The 20231-nt window shown below is 72.8% G+C and carries 16 protein-coding genes and 1 pseudogene; 11 read left to right on the top strand and 6 right to left on the bottom strand.

Annotated elements, in window-relative coordinates:
* Window positions 1-30 precede the first annotated feature (30 nt).
* From hpnC to hpnH, 7 genes are all read left to right on the top strand, one after another.
* Window positions 31-1053, top strand: coding sequence for a squalene synthase HpnC (hpnC, locus tag CC117_RS24480; protein WP_071088077.1), 1023 nt, complete (start codon window positions 31-33; stop codon window positions 1051-1053).
* Window positions 1050-1952, top strand: coding sequence for a presqualene diphosphate synthase HpnD (gene hpnD, locus CC117_RS24475; RefSeq protein ID WP_071088075.1), 903 nt, complete (start codon window positions 1050-1052; stop codon window positions 1950-1952). Before hpnC ends, hpnD begins: the two co-directional genes overlap by 4 nt.
* Window positions 1949-3595 (top strand): hydroxysqualene dehydroxylase HpnE, encoded by a 1647-nt coding sequence (hpnE, locus tag CC117_RS24470; RefSeq protein WP_071088073.1) that lies wholly within the window; start codon window positions 1949-1951, stop codon window positions 3593-3595. Before hpnD ends, hpnE begins: the two co-directional genes overlap by 4 nt.
* Window positions 3592-4608: a polyprenyl synthetase family protein gene (locus CC117_RS24465; RefSeq protein WP_071088071.1), complete on the top strand. Its 1017-nt coding sequence runs from the start codon at window positions 3592-3594 to the stop codon at window positions 4606-4608. The genes hpnE and CC117_RS24465 overlap by 4 nt, the downstream gene beginning before the upstream one ends.
* A 91-nt stretch (window positions 4609-4699) precedes the next feature.
* Window positions 4700-7018 (top strand): terpene cyclase/mutase family protein, encoded by a 2319-nt coding sequence (locus tag CC117_RS24460; protein WP_071088069.1) that lies wholly within the window; start codon window positions 4700-4702, stop codon window positions 7016-7018.
* A complete protein-coding gene (gene ispH, locus CC117_RS24455; RefSeq protein ID WP_071088067.1) occupies window positions 7015-8889 on the top strand; it encodes a 4-hydroxy-3-methylbut-2-enyl diphosphate reductase in 1875 nt (624 codons plus the stop codon). Before CC117_RS24460 ends, ispH begins: the two co-directional genes overlap by 4 nt.
* 473 nt (window positions 8890-9362) lie before the next feature.
* Window positions 9363-10370, top strand: a complete 1008-nt coding sequence (gene hpnH / locus CC117_RS24450; RefSeq protein WP_071088065.1) for an adenosyl-hopene transferase HpnH — start codon at window positions 9363-9365, stop codon at window positions 10368-10370.
* Window positions 10371-10648: 278 nt separating this feature from the next.
* Here the strand turns inward: hpnH and CC117_RS24445 are convergent, their stop codons facing one another.
* Window positions 10649-11323, bottom strand: a complete 675-nt coding sequence (locus tag CC117_RS24445; RefSeq protein WP_071088063.1) for a TetR/AcrR family transcriptional regulator — start codon at window positions 11321-11323, stop codon at window positions 10649-10651.
* A gap of 7 nt (window positions 11324-11330) precedes the next feature.
* On the bottom strand, window positions 11331-12929 hold the full coding sequence (locus tag CC117_RS24440) for an MDR family MFS transporter (RefSeq protein WP_256385407.1): 1599 nt from the start codon (window positions 12927-12929) through the stop codon (window positions 11331-11333).
* A 484-nt stretch (window positions 12930-13413) separates the two neighbouring features.
* Here CC117_RS24440 and CC117_RS24435 point away from each other — a divergent pair, with 484 nt between their 5' ends.
* Entirely contained in the window at window positions 13414-14778 is a 1365-nt protein-coding gene (locus CC117_RS24435; protein ID WP_071088059.1) for a glycosyltransferase, read from the top strand.
* On the opposite strand, the pseudogene CC117_RS39295 reads toward CC117_RS24435, so the two are convergent.
* The 3 genes and pseudogenes from CC117_RS39295 to CC117_RS24425 all read right to left on the bottom strand — a co-directional run.
* Window positions 14773-15546, bottom strand: a pseudogene (locus tag CC117_RS39295) (urease accessory protein UreD); the annotation flags it as partial. The gene CC117_RS24435 and the pseudogene CC117_RS39295 overlap by 6 nt on opposite strands.
* A 17-nt stretch (window positions 15547-15563) precedes the next feature.
* Window positions 15564-16358: an urease accessory protein UreG gene (gene ureG, locus CC117_RS24430; RefSeq protein ID WP_071088057.1), complete on the bottom strand. Its 795-nt coding sequence runs from the start codon at window positions 16356-16358 to the stop codon at window positions 15564-15566.
* A gap of 172 nt (window positions 16359-16530) precedes the next feature.
* Complete coding sequence (locus CC117_RS24425) at window positions 16531-17250, bottom strand: urease accessory protein UreF (protein ID WP_071088055.1); 720 nt, start codon at window positions 17248-17250, stop codon at window positions 16531-16533.
* Between the two features lie 120 nt (window positions 17251-17370).
* Between CC117_RS24425 and CC117_RS37555 the strand changes: the two genes are divergently transcribed.
* The 3 genes from CC117_RS37555 to CC117_RS24415 all read left to right on the top strand — a co-directional run bounded on the left by CC117_RS37555 (window position 17371) and on the right by CC117_RS24415 (window position 19890).
* Entirely contained in the window at window positions 17371-17538 is a 168-nt protein-coding gene (locus CC117_RS37555) for a hypothetical protein (protein WP_198541968.1), read from the top strand.
* Window positions 17535-18734, top strand: coding sequence for an RNA-guided endonuclease InsQ/TnpB family protein (locus CC117_RS24420; protein WP_071088053.1), 1200 nt, complete (start codon window positions 17535-17537; stop codon window positions 18732-18734). Before CC117_RS37555 ends, CC117_RS24420 begins: the two co-directional genes overlap by 4 nt.
* A 244-nt stretch (window positions 18735-18978) precedes the next feature.
* Entirely contained in the window at window positions 18979-19890 is a 912-nt protein-coding gene (locus CC117_RS24415) for a phytanoyl-CoA dioxygenase family protein (protein ID WP_198541967.1), read from the top strand.
* Here CC117_RS24415 and CC117_RS24410 read toward each other — a convergent pair.
* The gene (locus tag CC117_RS24410) at window positions 19871-20203 is read right to left on the bottom strand and encodes a cell division protein SepF (RefSeq protein ID WP_241830379.1); all 333 of its coding nucleotides are present in this window, start codon (window positions 20201-20203) and stop codon (window positions 19871-19873) included. The genes CC117_RS24415 and CC117_RS24410 overlap by 20 nt on opposite strands.
* Window positions 20204-20231: the final 28 nt, after the last annotated feature.

Raw genomic sequence — 20231 nt, 5'->3', positions numbered from 1 at the left:
GAGCGCAGACCGCCACGTAAGGAGAGGCGTATGACCGCAATCGACGCCCGAACCGGCCCACCGCGTCCGTCTGCCCCCCTCGGCGTGACCGATCTCAGCACGCCTGCCGAGCAGGTTCTGCTGGCCGCGACCGCCGAGAACTTCCCGGTCGCCTCGCGGCTGCTCCCGGCGCGGCTCCGCGAGCACCTGAACGCGATCTACGTCTTCGGGCGGCTCGTCGACGACATCGGCGACGAGGCCCCCGGTGACCGCCTCGCCCTGCTTGACGAGCTCGGCGCCGATCTCGAGCTGATCTGGTCGGGAGGCGAGCCGAAGCTGCCCGTGCACCAGACGCTGGCCCGGACCGTGCGGGCCTGTGACCTGCCCGCCGAGCCGTTCCGCCGGCTGGTGGAGGCCAACCGCCAGGACCAGGTGGTCACCCGGTACGACACCTATGACGATCTCGTCCGCTACTGCACTCTGTCGGCCGACCCGATCGGGCGCATGGTGCTCGGCGTGTTCGGGCTGGCAACGCCGGCGCGGATCGCGCTGTCCGACCGGATCTGCACCGCCCTGCAGCTGGCCGAGCACTTCCAGGACGTCGCCGAGGACCTGGCCATGGGCCGGATCTACGTGCCCCTGGAGGACATGGAGGCCWTCGGGGTGACCGAGGCCGACCTGGCCGCGCCGGTCGCCTCGCCCGCGGTCCGCCACCTGATGGCCTTCGAGGTGGCCCGGGCCCGGGCCCTGCTCGACCAGGGAGCTCCGCTGGTGGGCCTGGTGGGTGGCCGGCTGCGGCTGGCGATGGCCGGTTTCGTCGGCGGCGGGCGGGCCGCGCTGGACGCGATCCGGCGTGCCGACTACGACATGCTCGGCGGGACGCCCAAGGCTCCCAAGTCGCGGGTCGCAGCCTTCGCCGCGGTCGCGCTGGCACAGACCTGGCTGCCCGGAGCCGGCGCCGCCGCCCGGGCCGCGGGTACCGCCGCCACGAACATCGCCCCGACGGGCGCCACCACCGGCGCCGCCGCGGCGCCTGCCGGAACCGACGTCCACAGCTCGGAGGGTGCCAGATGAGCGCGGGTGTGCCGGGCAGCTCGACGGTCGCCGAGGCGTACGCCTCCTGCGAGGCTCTGACCAGGGAGGCCGCGCGGAACTTCAGCTACGGCATCCGGCTGCTGCCGGCGGAGAAACGGGGCGCGCTGTCCGCGGTCTACGCCCTTGCCCGCCGGCTCGACGACATCGGGGACGGCGATCTGCCGGACGACGAGAAGCTCGCCGGCCTGGAGCAGGTCCGCGCCGATGTCCGTGCGCTGGACCCGAACAGCTCCGACCCGGTGATGGTGGCGCTGGCGGACACCGCCCGGCGCTTCCCGATCCCGATGGAGGCGTTCATCGAGCTCGCCGACGGGTGCGAGAGCGACGTCCGGGGTGCCACCTACGAGACCTTCGAGGACCTGGTCGGCTACTGCCGGCTGGTCGCCGGCACGATCGGGCGGCTCTCGCTGGGCATCTTCGGGGTGGATGGCTCGGCCGGCGACGCCCGCTCGGCCGAGATCGCCGACGCGCTCGGTGTCGCGCTGCAGCAGACGAACATCCTGCGGGACGTCCGTGAGGACCTGCTCAACGGGCGGACGTACCTGCCGTCGACGGAGCTGGAGAAGGCCGGCGTCATCCTTTCGGTGAACGCGGCCGGGCGCCTCGGCGGCCCGGAGGAGGCGCTCGTCGACTACCTGCGTGACTGCGCTGCCCGCGCCGACGAGTGGTACACCCGCGGCCTGGCCCTGCTCGGCCTGCTGGACCGGCGCAGCGCCGCCTGCTGCGGCGCGATGGCGGGTATCTACCTGCGTCTGAACCGGCGCATCCGGCAGGACCCGACCACGGTCCTCGAGCGCCGGCTTTCGCTGCCGGGCTGGGAGAAGGCCGTCGTGGCCGCCCGCAGCCTCGCCGGCAGATCGGAGTCCAGGGCGGCATGAGCGCACGGGGGGACACACGTACTCGGGGCGGCGCGACTGCCACCGGCGGCCGGGGGAGGGTCGTCGTCATCGGCGGGGGACTCGCGGGCATCGCCGCGGCGCTCGTCGCCGCGGACGAGGGCGCCGAGCCGGTGCTGCTGGAGGCACGCCCGCGGCTCGGGGGTCAGACAACGTCGTTCCAGCGGTCGTTCCAGGGTGGCTCGCTGTGGATCGACACCGGCCAGCATGTCTTCATGCGGTGCTGCACCGCCTACCGTGGCCTTCTCGCCCGCCTCGGCGTGACGCATCTGACCGCCCTGCAGCCGAGGCTCGACGTCGAGGTCCTGATCGCGGGCTCGCTGACCCGGACCCGACTGCGCCGGACCCGGCTGCCGCTGCCTGCGCCGCTGCACCTGGCACCGGCACTGCTGGGCTACCGCGCGCTGCCGCTCGTCGACCGGCTCCGGGCAGCGCTGGCCGCGTTCCGGATCGGTCGGCTGGACCAGCGCGACCCGAACGTCGACGGTGACTCCTTCGGCGGCTGGCTCGAGCGGCACGGCCAGAGCGCCGCCGCCACCGAGGCGCTGTGGGAGCTGCTCACCATCGCCACCATCAACGCCCCGGCGTCCGAGGCCTCGCTCGGCCTGGCCGCCAAGGTGGTCCGCACCGGCCTGCTGGACGGGGCCGATGCGGGTGACCTGGGCTGGCCCGAGGCGCCGTTGCAGGAGCTCCACGGTGACGCGGCCGTGCGGGCGCTGACCGCCGCGGGTGGCACGGTCCGGACCGGCACCAAGGCCAGGGCCATCGTCCGGACGTCCACCGGCTGGGAGGTCACCCTCGACGGGGGAGAGGTCCTCACCGCCGACGGCGTCGTGCTCGCGGTGCCGCCGCCGGCCGCCGCCGGCCTGCTGCCGGAGGGCTCCGGGGTCGACCCGGCGAAACTGCGCGCGCTGGGTGTCTCACCCATCATCAACGTGCACATGATCTACGACCGGCCGGTGCTGGACGGGCCGATGCTCGCCGTGGTGGGCTCACCCGTTCAGTGGATCTTCGACCGGACGGTCTCCTCCGGGCTGGCGAAGGTGGGGCCGCCCGGAGCGCAGTACCTCGCGCTGTCGCAGTCGGCGGCCGAGGAATGGGTCGACCAGCCTGCCAACAGTCTGCGGGCGCTGTTCGTCGACGAGATGCGCCGGCTGTTCCCGGCGGCCAGGGACGCCGAGCTGCTCGAGGTGTTCGTGACCAGGGAGCGCACCGCGACCTTCCGCCAGGCGCCCGGCTCGCTCGGGTTGCGGCCGGTTCAGGCGACCGGTCTGCCCGGGTTCGCGCTGGCCGGTACCTGGACGGACACCGGGTGGCCAGCAACCATGGAAGGTGCTGTGCGTAGCGGGATTGCTGCTGCCCGTGAGACGCTCGCCACCATGGGGGTATCCGGGATCACGCTGTCAACGACTGATGGCGGTCCGCCTGGGAAGCTCGGAGAGTCGCTCGGCGGCCTGCCGATCCAGTCGGCGGCGAGCCAGCCAGCACCGAGCCAGCCATCGGCGGGCCAGCCAGCACCGGCCCAGCCACCGGCAGGCCAGCCGGCGGCGGCGCGGCCAGTGTCGGCCCAGACAGTGACCACCCAGACAGAGACGTCCAAGTCCACGGGGGGATTCCCGGTATGACCACAACGGTTCCGGAAGCGATCGAGCGCGGGCGAGACCTGACGGTGCCCGCCTTGCGCGCCACGGTGGACCGGCTCCACCCCCGGCTGCGCCACGTCGTCGCCTACCACCGCGGCTGGGTTGACGCGGCGGGTGAGCCCCTCTCCGGCAGYGGCGGCAAGCTCGTCCGGCCCGCGCTCGCCCTGCTGTCGGCGCAGGCCGCCGGCGCCCCGGCCGAGGTCGGGCTGCCCGCCGCCGTCGCCGTCGAGCTGGTGCACGACTTCTCACTGCTGCACGACGACCTGATGGACGGCGACACCGAGCGCCGCCACCGGGCGACCGCCTGGACGGTGTTCGGGGCCGACGGTGCCATCCTCGCCGGCGACGCGCTGCTCGGCCTGGCCACCCAGGTCCTGCTCGAGATCGAGGGCGAGCCGGGCCGCCGCGCCGCGGTGATCCTCGGCGCCGGGGTTCAGGACCTCGTCCGCGGCCAGGCCGAGGACCTGCTGTTCGAGAGCCGCTCGGACGTCTCGGTCGCGGAGACCCTGCACATGGAGGACGGCAAGACCGGCGCGCTGYTGGCCTGCTCCGCCTCCCTCGGCGCGGTGCTCGCCGGTGCCCCCGACGCGGTGGTGGACGGGCTCGCCGAGTACGGCTCCCGGCTCGGCACCGCCTTCCAGCTCATCGACGACCTGCTGGGCATCTGGGGCGATCCGGCGGTGACCGGAAAGCCTGTGCTCAACGACCTGCGTTCCCGCAAGAAGTCGGTGCCGGTGGTCGTGGCCCTGGAGGCCGGCGGCGCCGACGCCGATGAGCTGCGGGCCTTCCTCACCGGCGAGGGCGAGGCGTCCGAGGCCGAGCTGGCGCAGATCGCCGCGCTCATCGAGCGGGCCGGCGGGCGCGACTGGACCACGGCCGAGGCGGACCGGCAGCTCAAGGCGTGCGAGAACGCGCTGCGGTCGATCTCGATCCCGGCGTCGGCCGAGGCCGAGCTGCTGGCGATGGCGCGGTTCGTGACCGAACGAGATCGCTGAGGGGGAGCGAGGTGGCAGTACCCGCCCGCCGGCCTCCCGGCGGTCATCAGCACGACCTGAACCTGCATCTGTATGACGAGGGGAGTCGTCGATGAGCCTGACTTCGGACCAGTCCTCGGCTGCCCCGACGGCCGCGCATCCGAGCCCGCAGGTTCCGGCCCCGTCGGGGGCGGCACCGGTCGAGGGCACCACAGCGTTCGAGGCCGGCGCCGCGGTGCTGACCGGTGTACCGCAGCCACAGCCACACCCGCACGCACAGCCACACCCGCACGCACAGCCACACCCGCACGCACAGCCACACCCGCACGCACAGCCACACCCGCACGCGCACCCGGCGTCCGCCACGGCGACCGCGATCCCTGCGCCGCCCGCACCGGTGGCACAGCCGGCTGTGACCCACGCCGACCCGGTGGTCGAAACCCTGTGGCGTGGGCGTGACCACCTGCTCGCCCTGCAGGCCGAGGACGGCTGGTGGAAGGGGGAGCTGGAGACCAACGTCACGATGGACGCCGAGGATCTCATGCTCCGGCAGTTCCTCGGCATCCTCTCGCCGGAGACGGCGGCGGAGACCGGCCGGTGGATCCGCTCCCAGCAGCAGTCCGACGGCGGCTGGGCGACGTTCTACGGCGGCCCGTCCGACATCTCGACGACCATCGAGGCCTACGTCGCGCTCCGGCTCGCCGGTGACGATCCGCAGGCCCCGCACATGCGGTCCGCCGCCCAGTGGGTGCGGTCCGCGGGCGGGATCGCCGCCGCCCGGGTCTTCACCCGGATCTGGCTGGCGCTGTTCGGCGAGTGGCCCTGGGAGGACGTCCCGGTCCTGCCCGCGGAGCTGTCGTTCCTGCCGCCGTGGTTCCCGCTGAACATCTACGACTTCGCCTGCTGGGCCCGCCAGACCGTGGTGGCGCTGACGATCGTCGGCTCGCTGCGGCCGGTCCGCTCGTTCGGCTTCACCCTGGACGAGCTGCGGGTTCCCGCGCCGAAGCCGCAGAAGTCCCCGCTGCGCAGCTGGGCCGGTGCGTTCGAGCGGCTCGACACGGTGCTGCACCGCTACGAGAAGCGCCCGTTCCAGCCGCTGCGCCGGCTCGCGCTGCGCCGCGCAGCCGAGTGGGTGATCGCCCGGCAGGAGGCGGACGGCTGCTGGGGCGGCATCCAGCCGCCGATGGTCTACTCGATCATGGCTCTGCACCTCATGGGCTACCCGCTCAACCATCCGGTGATCTCGCAGGCGTTCCGCGCCCTCGACCGGTTCACGATCCGGGAGCAGACACCGGACGGGATGGTGCGCCGGATCGAGGCCTGCCAGTCGCCGGTGTGGGACACCGCGCTCGCGGTCGTCGCGCTGTCGGACGCGGGCCTGGGCGGCGATCACCCGGCGATGGTCCGGGCCGGCCAGTGGCTCGCCGACGAGGAGGTGCGGGTCGCCGGTGACTGGGCGGTGCGTCGCCCCACCCTGGCGCCGGGCGGCTGGGCGTTCGAGTTTGACAACGACTTCTACCCGGACGTCGACGACACCGCCGAGGTGGTCATCGCCATCCACCGCCTGCTCGGGGACGGGCACGGCCCGGTGGACCACTCCGACGGCTCCGGCCCCGGCTCGGCGGTGGCAGCGGCGGCGGCAGCCGTGTCGTCGGCCGCCGGCGCGGGCACGATCGCCGCGGCGGACCCGGGGCTCGCGCGCCAGCTGCGCGCCGCCGCCGAGCGGGGCGTCGACTGGTCGGTCGGCATGCGCTCGTCCAGTGGTGCGTGGGGCGCCTTCGACGCCGACAACGTCCGCACCCTGGTGACGAAGATTCCGTTCTGCGATTTCGGTGAGGTCGTCGACCCGCCGTCGGCGGACGTCACCGCACACATGGTCGAGATGCTCGCGCTGCTCGGCCGGTCGGATCACCCGATCACCCAGCGGGCGGTCCGGTGGCTGCTGGACAACCAGGAGGCTGGCGGTTCGTGGTTCGGCCGCTGGGGTGTCAACCACGTGTACGGGACGGGCGCGGTGGTGCCCGCCCTGATCTCCGCGGGGGTCAGCGCCCGGCATCCGGCGATCCTCTCCGCGATGCACTGGCTGGTCGAGCACCAGACGGCGGACGGCGGCTGGGGCGAGGACCTGCGCTCCTACCGCGACGACGCCTGGATCGGCCGCGGTGAGCCGACCGCCTCGCAGACGGCCTGGGCGCTGCTGGCGCTGCTGGCCGCCGAACCGGAGCGGGGGAGCATCGAGTGGGAGTCGATCGAACGCGGCGTGCGGTGGCTGTGTGACACGCAGCGGCCGGACGGCACCTGGGACGAGCCCCAGTTCACCGGAACCGGCTTCCCCTGGGACTTCTCCATCAACTACCACCTGTACCGGCTGGTCTTCCCGGTGACGGCCCTCGGTCGGTATGCGAGCCTCACCGGCAGGTCGGTCCGATGAGCATCCCGGCAGCAGACAACGGAGGAGCCACCGAGCACGGTGGCCCGCCCTCCTCGGTACCGCGTGACGGTGCGACGGCCACCGGTCCGGCGGCGGGTACAGCCGCCGTCGGCACGGGCCCGCGCGCCTCGATCCCCGAGCAGGCCGGCGCAGTCCCGCCGGCCGGTGGGCCGTCGCGCGCCGGCACCGCCTCGCCGTTGGCGCTGGCCCGCTGGGCCGGCGGTGYCACCCGACCGGGTGCGGTCACGGTCCAGGCGGCGGACGCCGGCGCCCTGCCGGCCGCGATGACCGGTCTGGCCGGTCTGACCGGCACCAGGGGCTCGTCGGTCCAGCCGGCGCCTCGCACCCCGCGGCTCGTGGTCGCGGCGGCGCTGCGTCTCGAGGCCTTCGCGATCGGCCGCGCGGACCTGCCGCCCGGCACCGTGTTCGTGCGCACCGGGATGGGCCCCGACCGGGCCCACCGGGCGAACCGGGCGGTGCGGGAGGCGCGGCCGGACGCGCTGGCGATCGTCGGCCTCGCGGGCGGGCTGTCGCCCGAGACCCGACCCGGCGACATCGTCGTCGCCAGTGAGCTGCGGCTGGCCGACGGCACGGTGGTCACCACCTGCCCGACCGCCCCGTTGCTCGCCGGTGAGCTGCGGCGGGCCGGCCTGCGGGTGCACGTCGGCCCGATGGTCTCGGTCGCCAAGGTCGCGGTCGGCGCCGCCCGGGCCGAACTGGCCGCCACCGGCGCCATCGCGGTGGACATGGAGTCCGCCGCACTCGCGCCCGGGGCGGGCAACCGGCCACTGGCCGCCGTCCGGGTCATCGTGGACACCTCCGAGGAGCCGCTCGGGCGGCTGGATCTGCTGCGGCGCGGCGTCACCAGCCTGCGCACGATCAGCACGCTCGGTCCGGCTCTCCGTACCTGGGTGGAGACGGTGAGCAATCGCCGGCTGCTGCTCGCCGAGCCCCGCGCGTTCTGCGCCGGGGTCGAGCGGGCCATCGAGGTGGTGGAGCGCGCGCTGGAGATCCACGGCGCGCCGGTCTACGTGCGCAAGCAGATCGTGCACAACACCCACGTCGTCGCCGATCTGGCGAGCCGCGGCGCGGTCTTCGTCGAGGAACTGGACGAGGTCCCGCCCGGTGCGACCGTGGTCTTCTCCGCGCACGGCGTGGCCCCCTCGGTCTGGGACCAGGCCGGCGGCCGCGGGCTGGACGTCATCGACGCGACCTGCCCGCTGGTGGAGAAGGTGCACGCGGAGGCCCGGCGCTTCACCGCGCGGGGTGACACGGTGCTGCTCATCGGCCACTCCGGCCACGAGGAGGTCGAGGGCACCCTCGGCGAGGCCCCCGGCCAGATCCAGCTGGTCGAGTCGCCCGAGGCGGTCAAGGACCTCGCGGTCAGCGACCCCGACCGGATCACCTACCTCATGCAGACGACGCTGGCCGTGGACGAGGCGGAAGAGGTGGTGGACGCGCTGCGCGACCGCTTCCCGGCCGTCGTCGGCCCGGGCTCGGCCGACATCTGCTACGCCACCTCCAACCGGCAGAACGCGGTGCGCCGGGTCGCGGCCGAGGCTGATCTCGTCCTCGTCGTCGGCTCGGAGAACAGCTCGAACTCGCGCCGGCTGGTGGAGGTCAGCGAACGCGAGGGGGCCGCGGCCTACCTCGTGGAGAGCGTCAGCGACGTCCAGCTCGAGTGGCTCCGGGACGCGCGGACGATCGGTATCTCCGCGGGCGCGTCGGCCCCGCCCCTGCTCGTCGAGGAACTCACCGCGGCGCTGTCGGGGCTCGGCTCGGCGTCGGTGGCGGTCCGTTCGGTGGGGACGGAGTCCATCTCCTTCCACCTGCCGAAGGAAGTCCGCCGGCCGTTGTCAGAACGGAAGTGAGGCGGCGCGCGGGCGTTCTCGTCCCGCGCGTCCCCTGCACCTGCCACCTGTGGCACCGGTGAGTCGCGCCGTCGGCGGCCCGGGCTCGAAGCAGAGCCCGGGCCGCCGACGTGTTCCCCGCCCGTTCGTGGAAAAGGCGCCGGACCGGGCCACTGTCGCGAATATGTCAGCCGCCCGGTTGGCCGTTCAGCACCCGCCCGGCCCTGAATCGCGCAGGGTGACGAACGTGATTCAGAACGACCGATCATGGCTACCGGCGGTAACGTGCTCGCCGTCCCGGGTTCTCCGGAGACAGGCCCGTCGGGCCTCCACAGCATTGACACAGTGGTCCCGCCTGGCTGCGGCAGCTTTTGACCGCGATGTGTGCCAGGACTCATTCTCTGATCGACATGCAGCCTGTACGTACAGGCTGTATGGTCATCCCATAGACCTGGTCGCCCCGTGAAGCGGCCGATGAAAGGGGGGCGTGAGCCGTGGCTGTCGCCTGGCGGTACTCACTCCGCGTTGGAACGTATCTGGCGAAGCAGAAGCTGCTCCGCCGGAAGCACTTCCCACTCGTTCTGGAACTCGAACCGCTGTTCGCCTGCAACCTGTCCTGCACGGGCTGCGRCAAGATCCAGCACCCGGCCTCCGTCCTGAAGCAGCRCATGAGCGTCGAAGACGCACTTGCCGCTGTCGAGGAGTGYGGTGCCCCGGTGGTCGCCATCGCTGGTGGCGAACCGCTGATGCACCCGCAGATCCACGAGATCGTCAACGCACTCGTGAAGCGCAAGAAGTTCGTCATCCTCTGCACCAACGGGCTCCTGCTCCGTAAGAAGCTGAAGAACTTCACTCCTTCGCCCTACTTCACCTTCGTGCTGCACATCGACGGCCTGAAGGAGCGCCACGACGCCATCGTCGAGAAGCCCGGCACCTTCGACGAGTGCATCGAGGCCTTCCGGGCCGCGAAGGCGGCCGGCTTCCAGGTCGGCAGCAACTCGACCTTCTTCAACAACGACAGTCCGCAGGACGTCATCGACATCATCAACTTCCTGAACGACGACCTCAAGGTCGACCAGATCCAGCTCTCGCCGGGCTACGCCTACGAGAAGGCTCCGGACCAGGAGCACTTCCTGGCGGTCGAGGAGACCCGGCAGATGTTCGCCAAGGTCTTCGGCGACGGCCGGCGCAAGCGGTGGCGCCTGAACCACTCGCCGATCTTCCTGGACTTCCTCGAGGGCAAGAAGGAACTGTCCTGCACGGCGTGGGGCATCCCCAGCTACTCGCTGTTCGGCTGGCAGAAGCCCTGCTACCTGATGTCGGACGGCTATGTGACGTCCTACAAGGAGCTCGTCGAGACGACGGACTGGGACGCCTACGGCCGGGGCAAGGACCCGCGTTGCGCCAACTGCATGGCGCACTGCGGTTACGAGACCTCCGCCGTACTGGCCACCATGGGCTCGCTGAAGGAGTCGATCCGGGCCGGCCGGATGGGCGCCTGAGCTCCCTGAGCCAGCACCAGCACCAGAACTAACACCGACGCCGCCTTCGACCCCCTGGGGGGTCGAAGGCGGCGTTTGGTGTTGGGCGGGAAGACGTCCGGGGGCTCTGCCCGCCGCCGTTCAGGCGTCGCCGGAGCGTTCGCCTGACGGAGCGGACAGAGCCCGGCCTGTCATGCCATGCGTCGTGCGTCGTCGGTCGGTCAGCCGATCGGTCGGTCGGTCGGTGAAGGTGGTGGACGGGGTGGTTGGTGGGTGTGCTGACCGGCCTGGCGGGCCGGTCAGATGTCGGCGGAGGGGTGGGGTGCGCCGGCGCTGACCGCCGGCTGGTCGGCCAGGTCGCCGCCACGGCGGCCGAGGCCTCGCAGCAGACGGTCCAGCACGATGCCGACCTCGGTGCGGGCCCGGTCGGGATCCGCCGCGCGTGCGGTGTAGAGGCTGGCCTGGGACAGCAGCGCGGCGACGAGCCGGGTCAGCGGAGTGACCGGCAGCGGGTCGATGCGTCCTTCGGCGACGGCCCGCTCCAGCCATTCCGAGAGAAGCCGGTAGCCGTGCTGCTCGACCAGCTGCTCCCAGGCGTCGTTGCCGAGCACCGCCGGGCCGTCGATGAGCACGATGCGCTGGAAGTCGCTGTCGGTGGTGGAGATGTCGAGCAGCGACTGGAAGCCGGTGCGCAGCTGCGTCCAGGCGTCGCTCGGCAGCTCGGCACCGCGGGCCAGCTCACCCGCGACGAGCTTCTCGGCAACCTCCATCGCGACCTGTTCCATCACCGTCCGGAACAGGTCCGCCTTGTCCCGGAAGTGGTGGTACAGCGCTCCTCGGGTGACCCGCGCGTCCGCGACGATCTCTTCGGTGCCGGTGGCGGCATAGCCCTGTTCGGCGAACCTGCGCCGTGCCGCGGCCAGCAGTACCTGACGGGTATCGGCCGTCTGTTCGGGCCGACGGCTGCGTGTCACCCCTTGATTATGGTGCAGGTTCGGCTGACGCACCGGCGGTCGTCCGCCAGSCGGTCAGTTCCACGTTCTCGTCGAGATCGTCCCTGGTCCGGGCGGGGGCCGGCTGCTTCGTCATTACACGTTCGGAGGTCGTGACCCCCGCCGCCGTCTTCAGCGGGATCTCCGGAACGAACAGGATCGCGAGGAGCGCGAACAGGGCGAGCGGCACACTGGTGAGGAAGACATCGGCCACCCCCATCCCGTAGGCGTGGTGCACGACCTCGGCCACCGGGCCGGGCAGCGTTGACGGATCGGGTACGGAGCGTCCGTCCCCGAGAGTGTCGGCCGGCAGCCCACCGGCGCTCAGCCCGGAGACTGTCGCCCCGCTCACGCGGTGGGCGAGCAGCGCACCGAGGGCGGCGACACCGGCCGAGCCGCCGAGGCTGCGGAAGAACGCGACGGTGGAGCTGGCCGCACCCAGATCATCGGCGGAGGCCGAGTTCTGGGCGGCGAGGACCAGGTTCTGCTGGGTGGTCCCCAGCCCGGCGCCCAGCACGCAGGCGAACAGCGACACGGCGACCAGGCTGGTGCGGTCGGTGACCGTGCTGAGCAGACCCAGCCCGGTGCCGATCAGAATCGTGCCCAGAATCAGGATGTGCTTCCACCGGCCGGTCCGGGAGATGATCCGCCCCGAGGTCATCGAGGCGATCGCCAGACCGGTCACCATCGGGATCGTGAGCACTCCGGACAGTGTCGGGCTCTCGCCCCGTCCCAGCTGGTAGTACTGGCTGAACAGCAGGTTCGTGCTGAACATGACGGTGCCGACGCAGGCGCTGGCGATGATCGTCAGAACAATGGTGCGGTTGCGGAACAGTCGGAGCGGCACGATCGGCTCACGGGCCCGCGCCTCGACGGCGACCGCGATGCCGAGCACGGCCAGCCCGCTCCCGAGCAGGATCGCGGACTCCGCCGACATCCAGCCGAAGCTGTCGCCTGCCAGGGACGTCCAGATGAGCACGCAGCTCACACCGGCGGCGATCAGGGTCGCGCCGAGGTAGTCGATGGAGACCTCACGGCGCACGACCGGCAGCCGCAGGGTGCGCTGGAGCACCACGAAGGCGACCAGGGCGATCGGCAGGCCGAGGTAGAAGCAGGCACGCCAGCCCAGCCCGGGGATGTCGACGATCACGCCGCCGATCAGTGGGCCGCTGACCGTGGCGACGGCGAACGTCGCGCCGAGGTAGCCGTTGTAGCGTCCGCGCTCGCGGGGCGCGATCATCGCGGCCATCGCGATCTGGACCAGCGCGGACAGTCCGCCGACGCCGATGCCCTGCACCACGCGGAAGGCGATGAGCATGCCCGTGGACGTCGCGAGGCCGGCGAGTGCGGAGCCGACGACATAGATCCCGAGGGCGGTCTGGACCAGCACCTTGCGGTTGAACAGGTCCGCGAGCTTGCCCCAGATCGGGGTGGTCGCGGTCATCGCGAGCAGCGTCGCGGTGACCATCCAGGTGTAGCTGGTGGAGCTGCCGTGCAGATCAGAAATGATCCTCGGTAGTGCGTTCGTGACCACCGTGGAGGAGATCATCGAGACGAACAGGGCGAGCAGCAGGCCGGTGAGCGCCAGTCCGGTCTCCCGCCGGGTCAGGCCGGCGGGGCTGGCGAGGCGCTGACGCTGCTCCTCGGACGTCGGCGTGCGTGACGTCGGGGCGCGTGACGCCGACGGGGTCTGCGACGAGGACGGGGTGCGGGCGGTGCTGCCGGATGCGTGGCCGCCGGTCGGATCGGACGGCGTCGTCGGGGTCGACGTGGGAAGCCTCCCTCGGTCGAAGGCCTTTGGTTGGTTGTTACAACTAAATTTTAGTCATAGAGGGCCCTGCTTGGCGAGATTGCTGAGCGAAAATCACCGCCGAACGGGTGTGACGTTGGGCTCCCGCAGCCCGCCTCGGGCGGGGACGAGGCCTGCCGGGCGCCGGGAGGGCCGGGGGAGTGGCAGGGCGGCGAACAGGCGTCCAGGGGCTGGTCGGGGCAGGTGGGTACCAGCCTGGACGGGCAGGTCACGATCGTCTTTCGCGGCCCGCGGGGGGTGGGCCTGTGGCATCCTCCCTGGCGTGCTCCCACTGCTGGTGATCGGGCTGATCTCGCTCGCGTCGTGGATCTTTCTGGCGCTGTTCCGAGGTTTCTTCTGGCGGACGGACCAGCGGCTGCCCCGCGTCGACGGGTCGCGGCCGCCGGCACAGTGGCCTTCCGTCGTCGCGGTGGTCCCCGCGCGGGACGAGGCCGAGGTGCTGCCGGTGACGCTGCCCTCGCTGCTCACCCAGGACTACCCCGGCGCACTGAGCGTCGTCCTGGTGGACGACTCCAGTGCCGACGGGACAGGCGACCTGGCCCGGAAGCTGGCCGCCCAGGCCGCGACGGCCCGGCCGGGGCAGGCCGTGCCGTTGACGGTCATCGGCTCCAGCGCGCCGCCCGCCGGCTGGACCGGCAAGCTCTGGGCGCTGCGCCACGGCATCGCCGCGGCGGGTCCGGTGGACTTCCTGCTGCTGACCGATGCCGACATCGCGCACGAGCCGGGCTCGGTGCGCGCGCTGGTCTCCTCCGCCACCGAGCACCGGCTGGATCTGGTCTCCCAGATGGCCCGGCTGCGGGTCAGCACCAGCTGGGAGCGTCTCATCGTGCCGGCCTTCGTCTACTTCTTCGCGATGCTCTATCCGTTCCGGTGGTCGAACAATCCGCGGTCCCGGGTGGCGGCTGCTGCCGGTGGGTGCTCGCTCGTGCGCCGGCAGGTGCTGGCCTCGGCCGGGGGGATCGACGCGATCCGCGCCGCGGTGATCGACGACGTGGCGCTGGCCCGGATCGTCAAGAAGTCCGGCGGCCGGACCTGGCTTGGTCTCGCCGATCACGTCGCCAGCTGCCGGCCGTACCCACGCCTGGCGGACCTGTGGGACATGGTCGCGCGGACCGCCTACGCGCAGTTGTTCTGGTCGCCGCTGCTCCTGGCCGGCACCGTGCTCGGCCTCGGTGTGGTCTTTGTGGCGCCCGTGGTGGTGACCGTCGCCGGTGTCGGCACCGGCAACGTCGCGGTGGCCGCCGCGGGTCTTCTCGCCTGGTCAATCATGATCAGTACCTTCATACCGATGCTGCGGTACTACGGCCAGCCGGTCGGGGTCGCGCTGACGCTGCCGTTCACCGCCGCGCTCTACCTGGCCATGACGATGGACTCCGCCCGCCGGCACCGGGCCGGCCGCGGCGCGGCCTGGAAGGGCCGGACCTACGCGGCTCCCGAGGGCCGGCGTTCAGTGGTCGAAGGACAACGCTCCGGCCAGGGCGTCGAGCCGTCGGCGCAGGGTGAGGCCATCGTCCGCCAGCGCGGACACGAGGACGCCCGGCCCGCGCAGCGGCATGAGGGCGACACCGTCCCCTACCGGGCTGGCGAGCGCATCGAGGCCGGTCAGCGGACCGGCGAGGAGGACTGACCCGACCGCGCGGGCACCGGCGAGCACCGCTGGGCCGTGCACGCCGGGGACTTCCGGGCCCAGCCGGAGTTCCTGGCGCAGCAACGCCCGCCGCCGCCCCGAGCCGGCACCGGTGTTCCCGCTGCCGGCTCCGGTCGCGTCGGCCGAGGCGTCCACGCCGGCCGAGGCCTCCACGTCGACGTGGAGGGAGGTCGTCAGGCTGCCGCCCGGCTCGCCGAAGCGGCCCAGCAGGATCTCCTCGCGGTAACGCAGCCGTGCACCCGCCGCGAGCGTGATCCGTGAGATCAGGCGGTGCCGGGCACCGCGGGCGACGATCGTGGGCTCCGGCAGGAAGGCCAGCTCGCCGCCCGCTCCGACCTCGGCCCGCACGGTGAAGGTGGACGGCCCGGTGCCCCGCCCGGGCAGCGCCACGGTCGCCGCGACCGAGCCGACCACGAGGACGGCGCCCGCGCCCACAGCGATGTCGAGGCCCAGGTCATCCCCGGCGAGCGGGCCGCCCGCGCCGCCGACGAGGTGGACCTCCACGACGTTCCCGGACCCGCCGGTGCGCCTGATCAGGACCGGGGTGGCCGAGCGGAGCTCGGTGACCCGCGCGGTGCCGCCACCGTCCAGCCCGACCCGCAGCCCCGCCCGTGCCCGCACCGAGGCACGCGCCGACGCCGGTCCCGCGGATGGCGCTGTGGGTGGCGCCGTGTCTGTCGGTCGTGCGGAGCTGCCGGATGGCCGGGCGCTGACGTCATGGGCGTGCGGGGGAGAGCCCGGAACCATCGCGGAGCGGCTGCCGGTCAGACCGGACTGACCGGTGCGGGCAGCTGGGCGAGGACCCAGTTGGCCACCGCGGCCGCGCCGCCCTCGGAGCGCAGGTCGGTGAACAGCACCGGCCGCCCCGCCTGGCCGCCCCGCATGGCGGCGGCGTCCCGCGCCATCACACCCAGGTCGGCGCCGACCATCGGCGCGAGGTCGGTCTTGTTGACGACCAGCAGATCGCTGCTGGCGACGCCGGGCCCGCCCTTGCGGGGGACCTTGTCACCGCCCGCCACGTCGATGACGAAGATCTGCCGGTCGATCAGGCCGTAGCTGAAGGTCGCCGTGAGGTTGTCGCCGCCGCTCTCGACCAGGATGAGGTCGAGCCGCCCCAGCTCGGCCTCAAGGTCCTCGACGGCGTCGAGGTTGGCGGTGATGTCGTCCCGGATCGCGGTGTGCGGGCAGCATCCCGTCTCGACGGCACGGATCCGGGCCGGGTCGAGGACCCCGGCGGCGCGCAGGAAGTCGRCATCCTCGGTCGTGTAGATGTCGTTCGTCACGACGGCGAGCCGGATCCGCCCGGCCAGGGCGCGGCACAGCGCGGCGACCAGGGCGGTCTTGCCGCTGCCGACCGGACCGCCGACGCCGACGCGCAGCGCGCGGCCGGTCGGAGCCTCCGCGGCCGGCCGGCCCGGAGGGCTCTGCCAGCGGGGAGCCCCCGCCGGGCCGCCTCCGCCCGATGCCATCGCACCGCCACCGCCACCGCCACCGCCGGCCAGGGCGCCGTTGCGCGCAGGGCCACCGCCCAGGTGGACCCGATCGTGATCAATGTGCACTGATCGCTCCCATCTCCGCCCGCCGCGGTGAGCGTAACTCCGAGCACCGACATGTCCGCCTCCTGCCGGCCTGCCGGGTGGGTCGACGGCCGCACCGTGATCCCGTCACCACGGTCCCGGAGGATGCCCAGGCCGTCAGGCCGCCAGCAGGCGGGGGAGGTGACCCCGCCCGTCAGGAGGTGAACATGCGGACCTGGGCCGTGCGGTGCCGTTCGGAGAGCAGGTCCAGGTGCGGCGCGCTGCCGGCGGGAAGGTCGGCGGCGGGACCGAGCGCCGCCGCGTCCGCCATGGCGGCGGTGCGGTCCACCGCGGCCGCGATCTCGGCCAGCACACCGGTGACCGCGAGCGGGTCGAGACCGAGCAGCCGGACGGCGGCGGCCGCGGGACCGTTGACCGAGGCGTGCGCGGCCGCGAGAGCTCCGTCGCGCGGCTCGAGCCCGGCGGCGGCGGCCACCAGGCCGAGTGCCACGCAGTGGTGCGGCGCGGCCGGCGCCGAGGGCGGCACCGGCCAGGCCACCCGTGCCACCCGCATCAGCGCCCGGCCCTGCGCCCGGCTCGCGTCCCGCTGGGCCGGGGACGGCGTGCGGGCGTCGACCTCCTCGTCGAACATCGCGAGGACATCCGGCAGGCCGGTCGCCGGGTCGGCGTCCGCGGCGGTCGAGCGCACCGCCCGGCAGACGGCGGACGCGAAGGCCGCGGCGAGCAGCCCCGCGGTCGCCAGCCGGCCGCGCAGGAACTCGGCCAGACTGTCCAGCCCGGTGATGGCACCACTGACCACCGCCGCCTCCACCCCACCGGAGTGCGCGTGCCCGCCGGCGGGCAGTCGGCCGTCGGCCAGGAGCAACAACGCGGCTCGAGCCTCCACGTGACCTGGCTTCTGTACCGCGTCCATCAATGACCTCCGGAGGGGACTGTCGTCTTCAGTCGACAGGGGAATCCGGTACGGACCGCGACCGGTGGGCCGGTTGTGTGTGGGGAGCCCGGCGCCTGTTCGCACATTTGTTCGGATAGCATGGTTGTTGTGTCCAGAGGAGCGCCCGGTGAGTCGCTGAACCTGCGGGTCTCTGCGGGGTTGAAGCGGCAGATCGAGGAGCACACAGCCGAGACCGGCGTCTCGATCAGCGCTGCCACGCCCGCGCTCCTCGCCGCCGGGCTGCGTGCCGAACGGCGGCGCCGGTGAGGCGGACGTTCAGGTTCCAGCTTCGCCCGACCGCCAGGCAGGCCGCCGCGTTGACGGCGATGGTCGGCGATCACCGGGCGTTGTACAACGCGGCCCTGCAGGAACGCCGCGGTGCCTACCGTCACCCGAGCCGGACGACGGTCCGTTACGGTGACCAGTCCGCCCAGCTCACCGAGATCCGTGCGGCCGACCCGGAGCAGGGCCGCTGGTCGTTCTCGTCCCAGCAGGCGACGCTGCGCCGTCTTGACAAGGCGTTCGCCGGGTTCTTCCGCAGGGTCAAAGCCGGCCAGAAGCCGGGTTATCCCCGGTTCAGGGGCGCGGGCTGGTTCCACACGGTGACCTGGCCGAAGGACGGCGACGGCTGCCGCTGGAACTCCCAGCCCGACCACCCGACCCAGACCCGGGTCCGGTTCCAGGGCGTCGGCCACGTCAAGGTCAACCAGCACCGGCCCGTGGCCGGCACGGTCAAGACGATCTCCGTCACACGTGAGGGTCGCCGCTGGTACGTGCTGCTGTCCTGCGACGACGTACCCGCCGCGCCGCTGCCGGCCACCGGGGCGGTGGTGGGGGTGGATCTGGGGGTGGCGTCGCTGGCGCCCCTCTCCGACGGCCGGCACATCGGCAACCCCCGCTACCTCGCGACGGCGGCCCGCCGGCTCACCCGCGCCCAGCAGGAACTGCCCCGGAAGAAACGCGGGTCGGGGCGGCGGCGGAAGGTGGTGGCGAAGGTCGCCGCGCTGCACCGCACGGTGCGCCGGCGGCGACTCGACCTGGCCCACAAGACCGCCCTGCGGCTGGTCCGTGAGCACGACCTGATCGCGGTGGAGGCCCTGCGGGTGGGGAACATGACCCGCCGGGCCGCCCCGAGACCCGACCCGTCCGCGTCGGGGGTGTTCCTGCCCAACGGGCAGGGGGCCAAGTCCGGGCTGAACAGGAGCGTTCTCGATGCGGGATGGGGGGTGTTCCTCGCCGTGTTGCACGCCAAGGCTGAAAGCGCCGGACGGGTCGTCGTCGAGGTGAACCCCGCCCACACCTCCCGCACCTGCGCTGTCTGCGGGCACTGCCACGCCGGCAACCGCAGAACCCAGGCCGTGTTCGCCTGCACGGCGTGCGGGCATACCGCGCACGCGGACGTGAACGCGGCCGTCAACATCCTCCGGGCCGGGCTGGCCCGTCAGGCCGGGCATGCGGCCTGAGAAGCCGGCGGCTTCAGCCGTCGGAGTAGTCACCCCCCCATCCTTTCCCATCGCCCGCACCCCCCGGGGGACGGGCCCCGCCCCCGGGGGCACTGAGCAGCCGTGACCGGTGGCCTCGTTGCTCTGGGCACCGCCGCGGACAGCGGACGGGGAGCGCTGCGTCATGTGGCCCGGTGTAACACTGCTTTTCTAGGCTGTGCGGGGCGCCATGAGACCGGGCGCCGAGGTGCTGCTGGAGGCAGAGATGGCATTGTCCGTCGTCACACCGTTCGCCGAACCGGGGGTGTTCCGGCCCGGCCCCGGCCCCGGCCCCGGCCCCGACGCCGACGTGGCCCTGGACCTCGACGAGATCGAGGCCTTCTACCGGCGGTACGGCTTCGTGGTCCTCCGCGACCTGCTCGGGGAGGACCTGGTCAGCCGGCTGGAGCGGGAGTGCGCGGCCGCCCAGGCAGGGGTCCTCGGAGGCGAACTTCCGGCCCGCTACGGCTCGACCCAGTACCTCGACGCCCAGTACCTCGACGACCCCGCGAAGGCCGGCGGTTTCGTCAACTACGTCGAGCACATCGAGGAGCTCGCGCCCGCCGTGCCGGAGACGACCGGCCACCCGGCAGTGATCGCGGTGGTGCGCCGCCTCATCGGCGACCGGGCCTGGCTCAGCGGCGAGGACAAGACCGGCGTCGTCTACCAGGACGCCCGGCCAGGCCGCGAATCGGGCTACACCCGCATCGGCTGGCACACCGACTGGCAGGGGATGCCCAGCCTGGATGTCTGGCCCGGGCTGGCGTTCACCGTCCACATCGACCCCACCAGCCCGGCGAACGGTTTCCTGCGCCTCGTCCCCGGTAGCCACCTGTGGGCTACACCGGCGCCGTACCGCAACGTCAACGGGGTGCGGGTCCCGGACGACGCCCGTCCCGCCGGCGGGTACACCGACACGGCGCCGCCGTTCGAGATGCCCCTGGGGTTCGAGCGCGTGCCCGGTGAGATCGTCCTCTACGCCGAGCGTGGGGACCTCCTGCTGCACGACGGTTACCTGTGGCACTCGGCCGCGCGGGCGACCGATGACACCGCGGTGCGCCGGCACGTGCGCGGGTCGTTCTTCGGCGGGGACGAGTCGTCCTACCGCAGGCAGTTCATCAAGAACGCCGCACGCTGATGCCGGGGGCGGGCAGCTGGCGGCGGGCCAGGTAGCGCTCGCGCAGGTGGTGGATGTCCTCCGCGGGCAGCTCCACCCCGGCAGGCACCAGCAGATAGGCGTGCGGGGCGATCCGTTCGACGTGCCCGGAGAGGGCGTAGACAGCGCCGGCCGCGAAGTCCAGGAACCGGCGCTCCAACGTCTCGCCGCCGTGGTCGAGGTCGACCAGCATGGGAATCCCGTCGCAGAGCCGGTCGACCGGCTGGCGGAACTCGTCGTAGGTCGTCGGAGCGACGGCCGGGACGGTGGCCCGGGCCCGGGCTTTTCGGGGCATGGTCGGGTCCATCGGAGCGCCTCTCGTG

This window comes from Parafrankia colletiae (assembly GCF_001854655.1).
GTDB classification, from domain to species: Bacteria; Actinomycetota; Actinomycetes; order Frankiales; family Frankiaceae; genus Parafrankia; species Parafrankia colletiae.
Note: the sequence above shows the minus strand (reverse complement) of the source record. Positions and strands in the feature narration are given on the sequence as shown.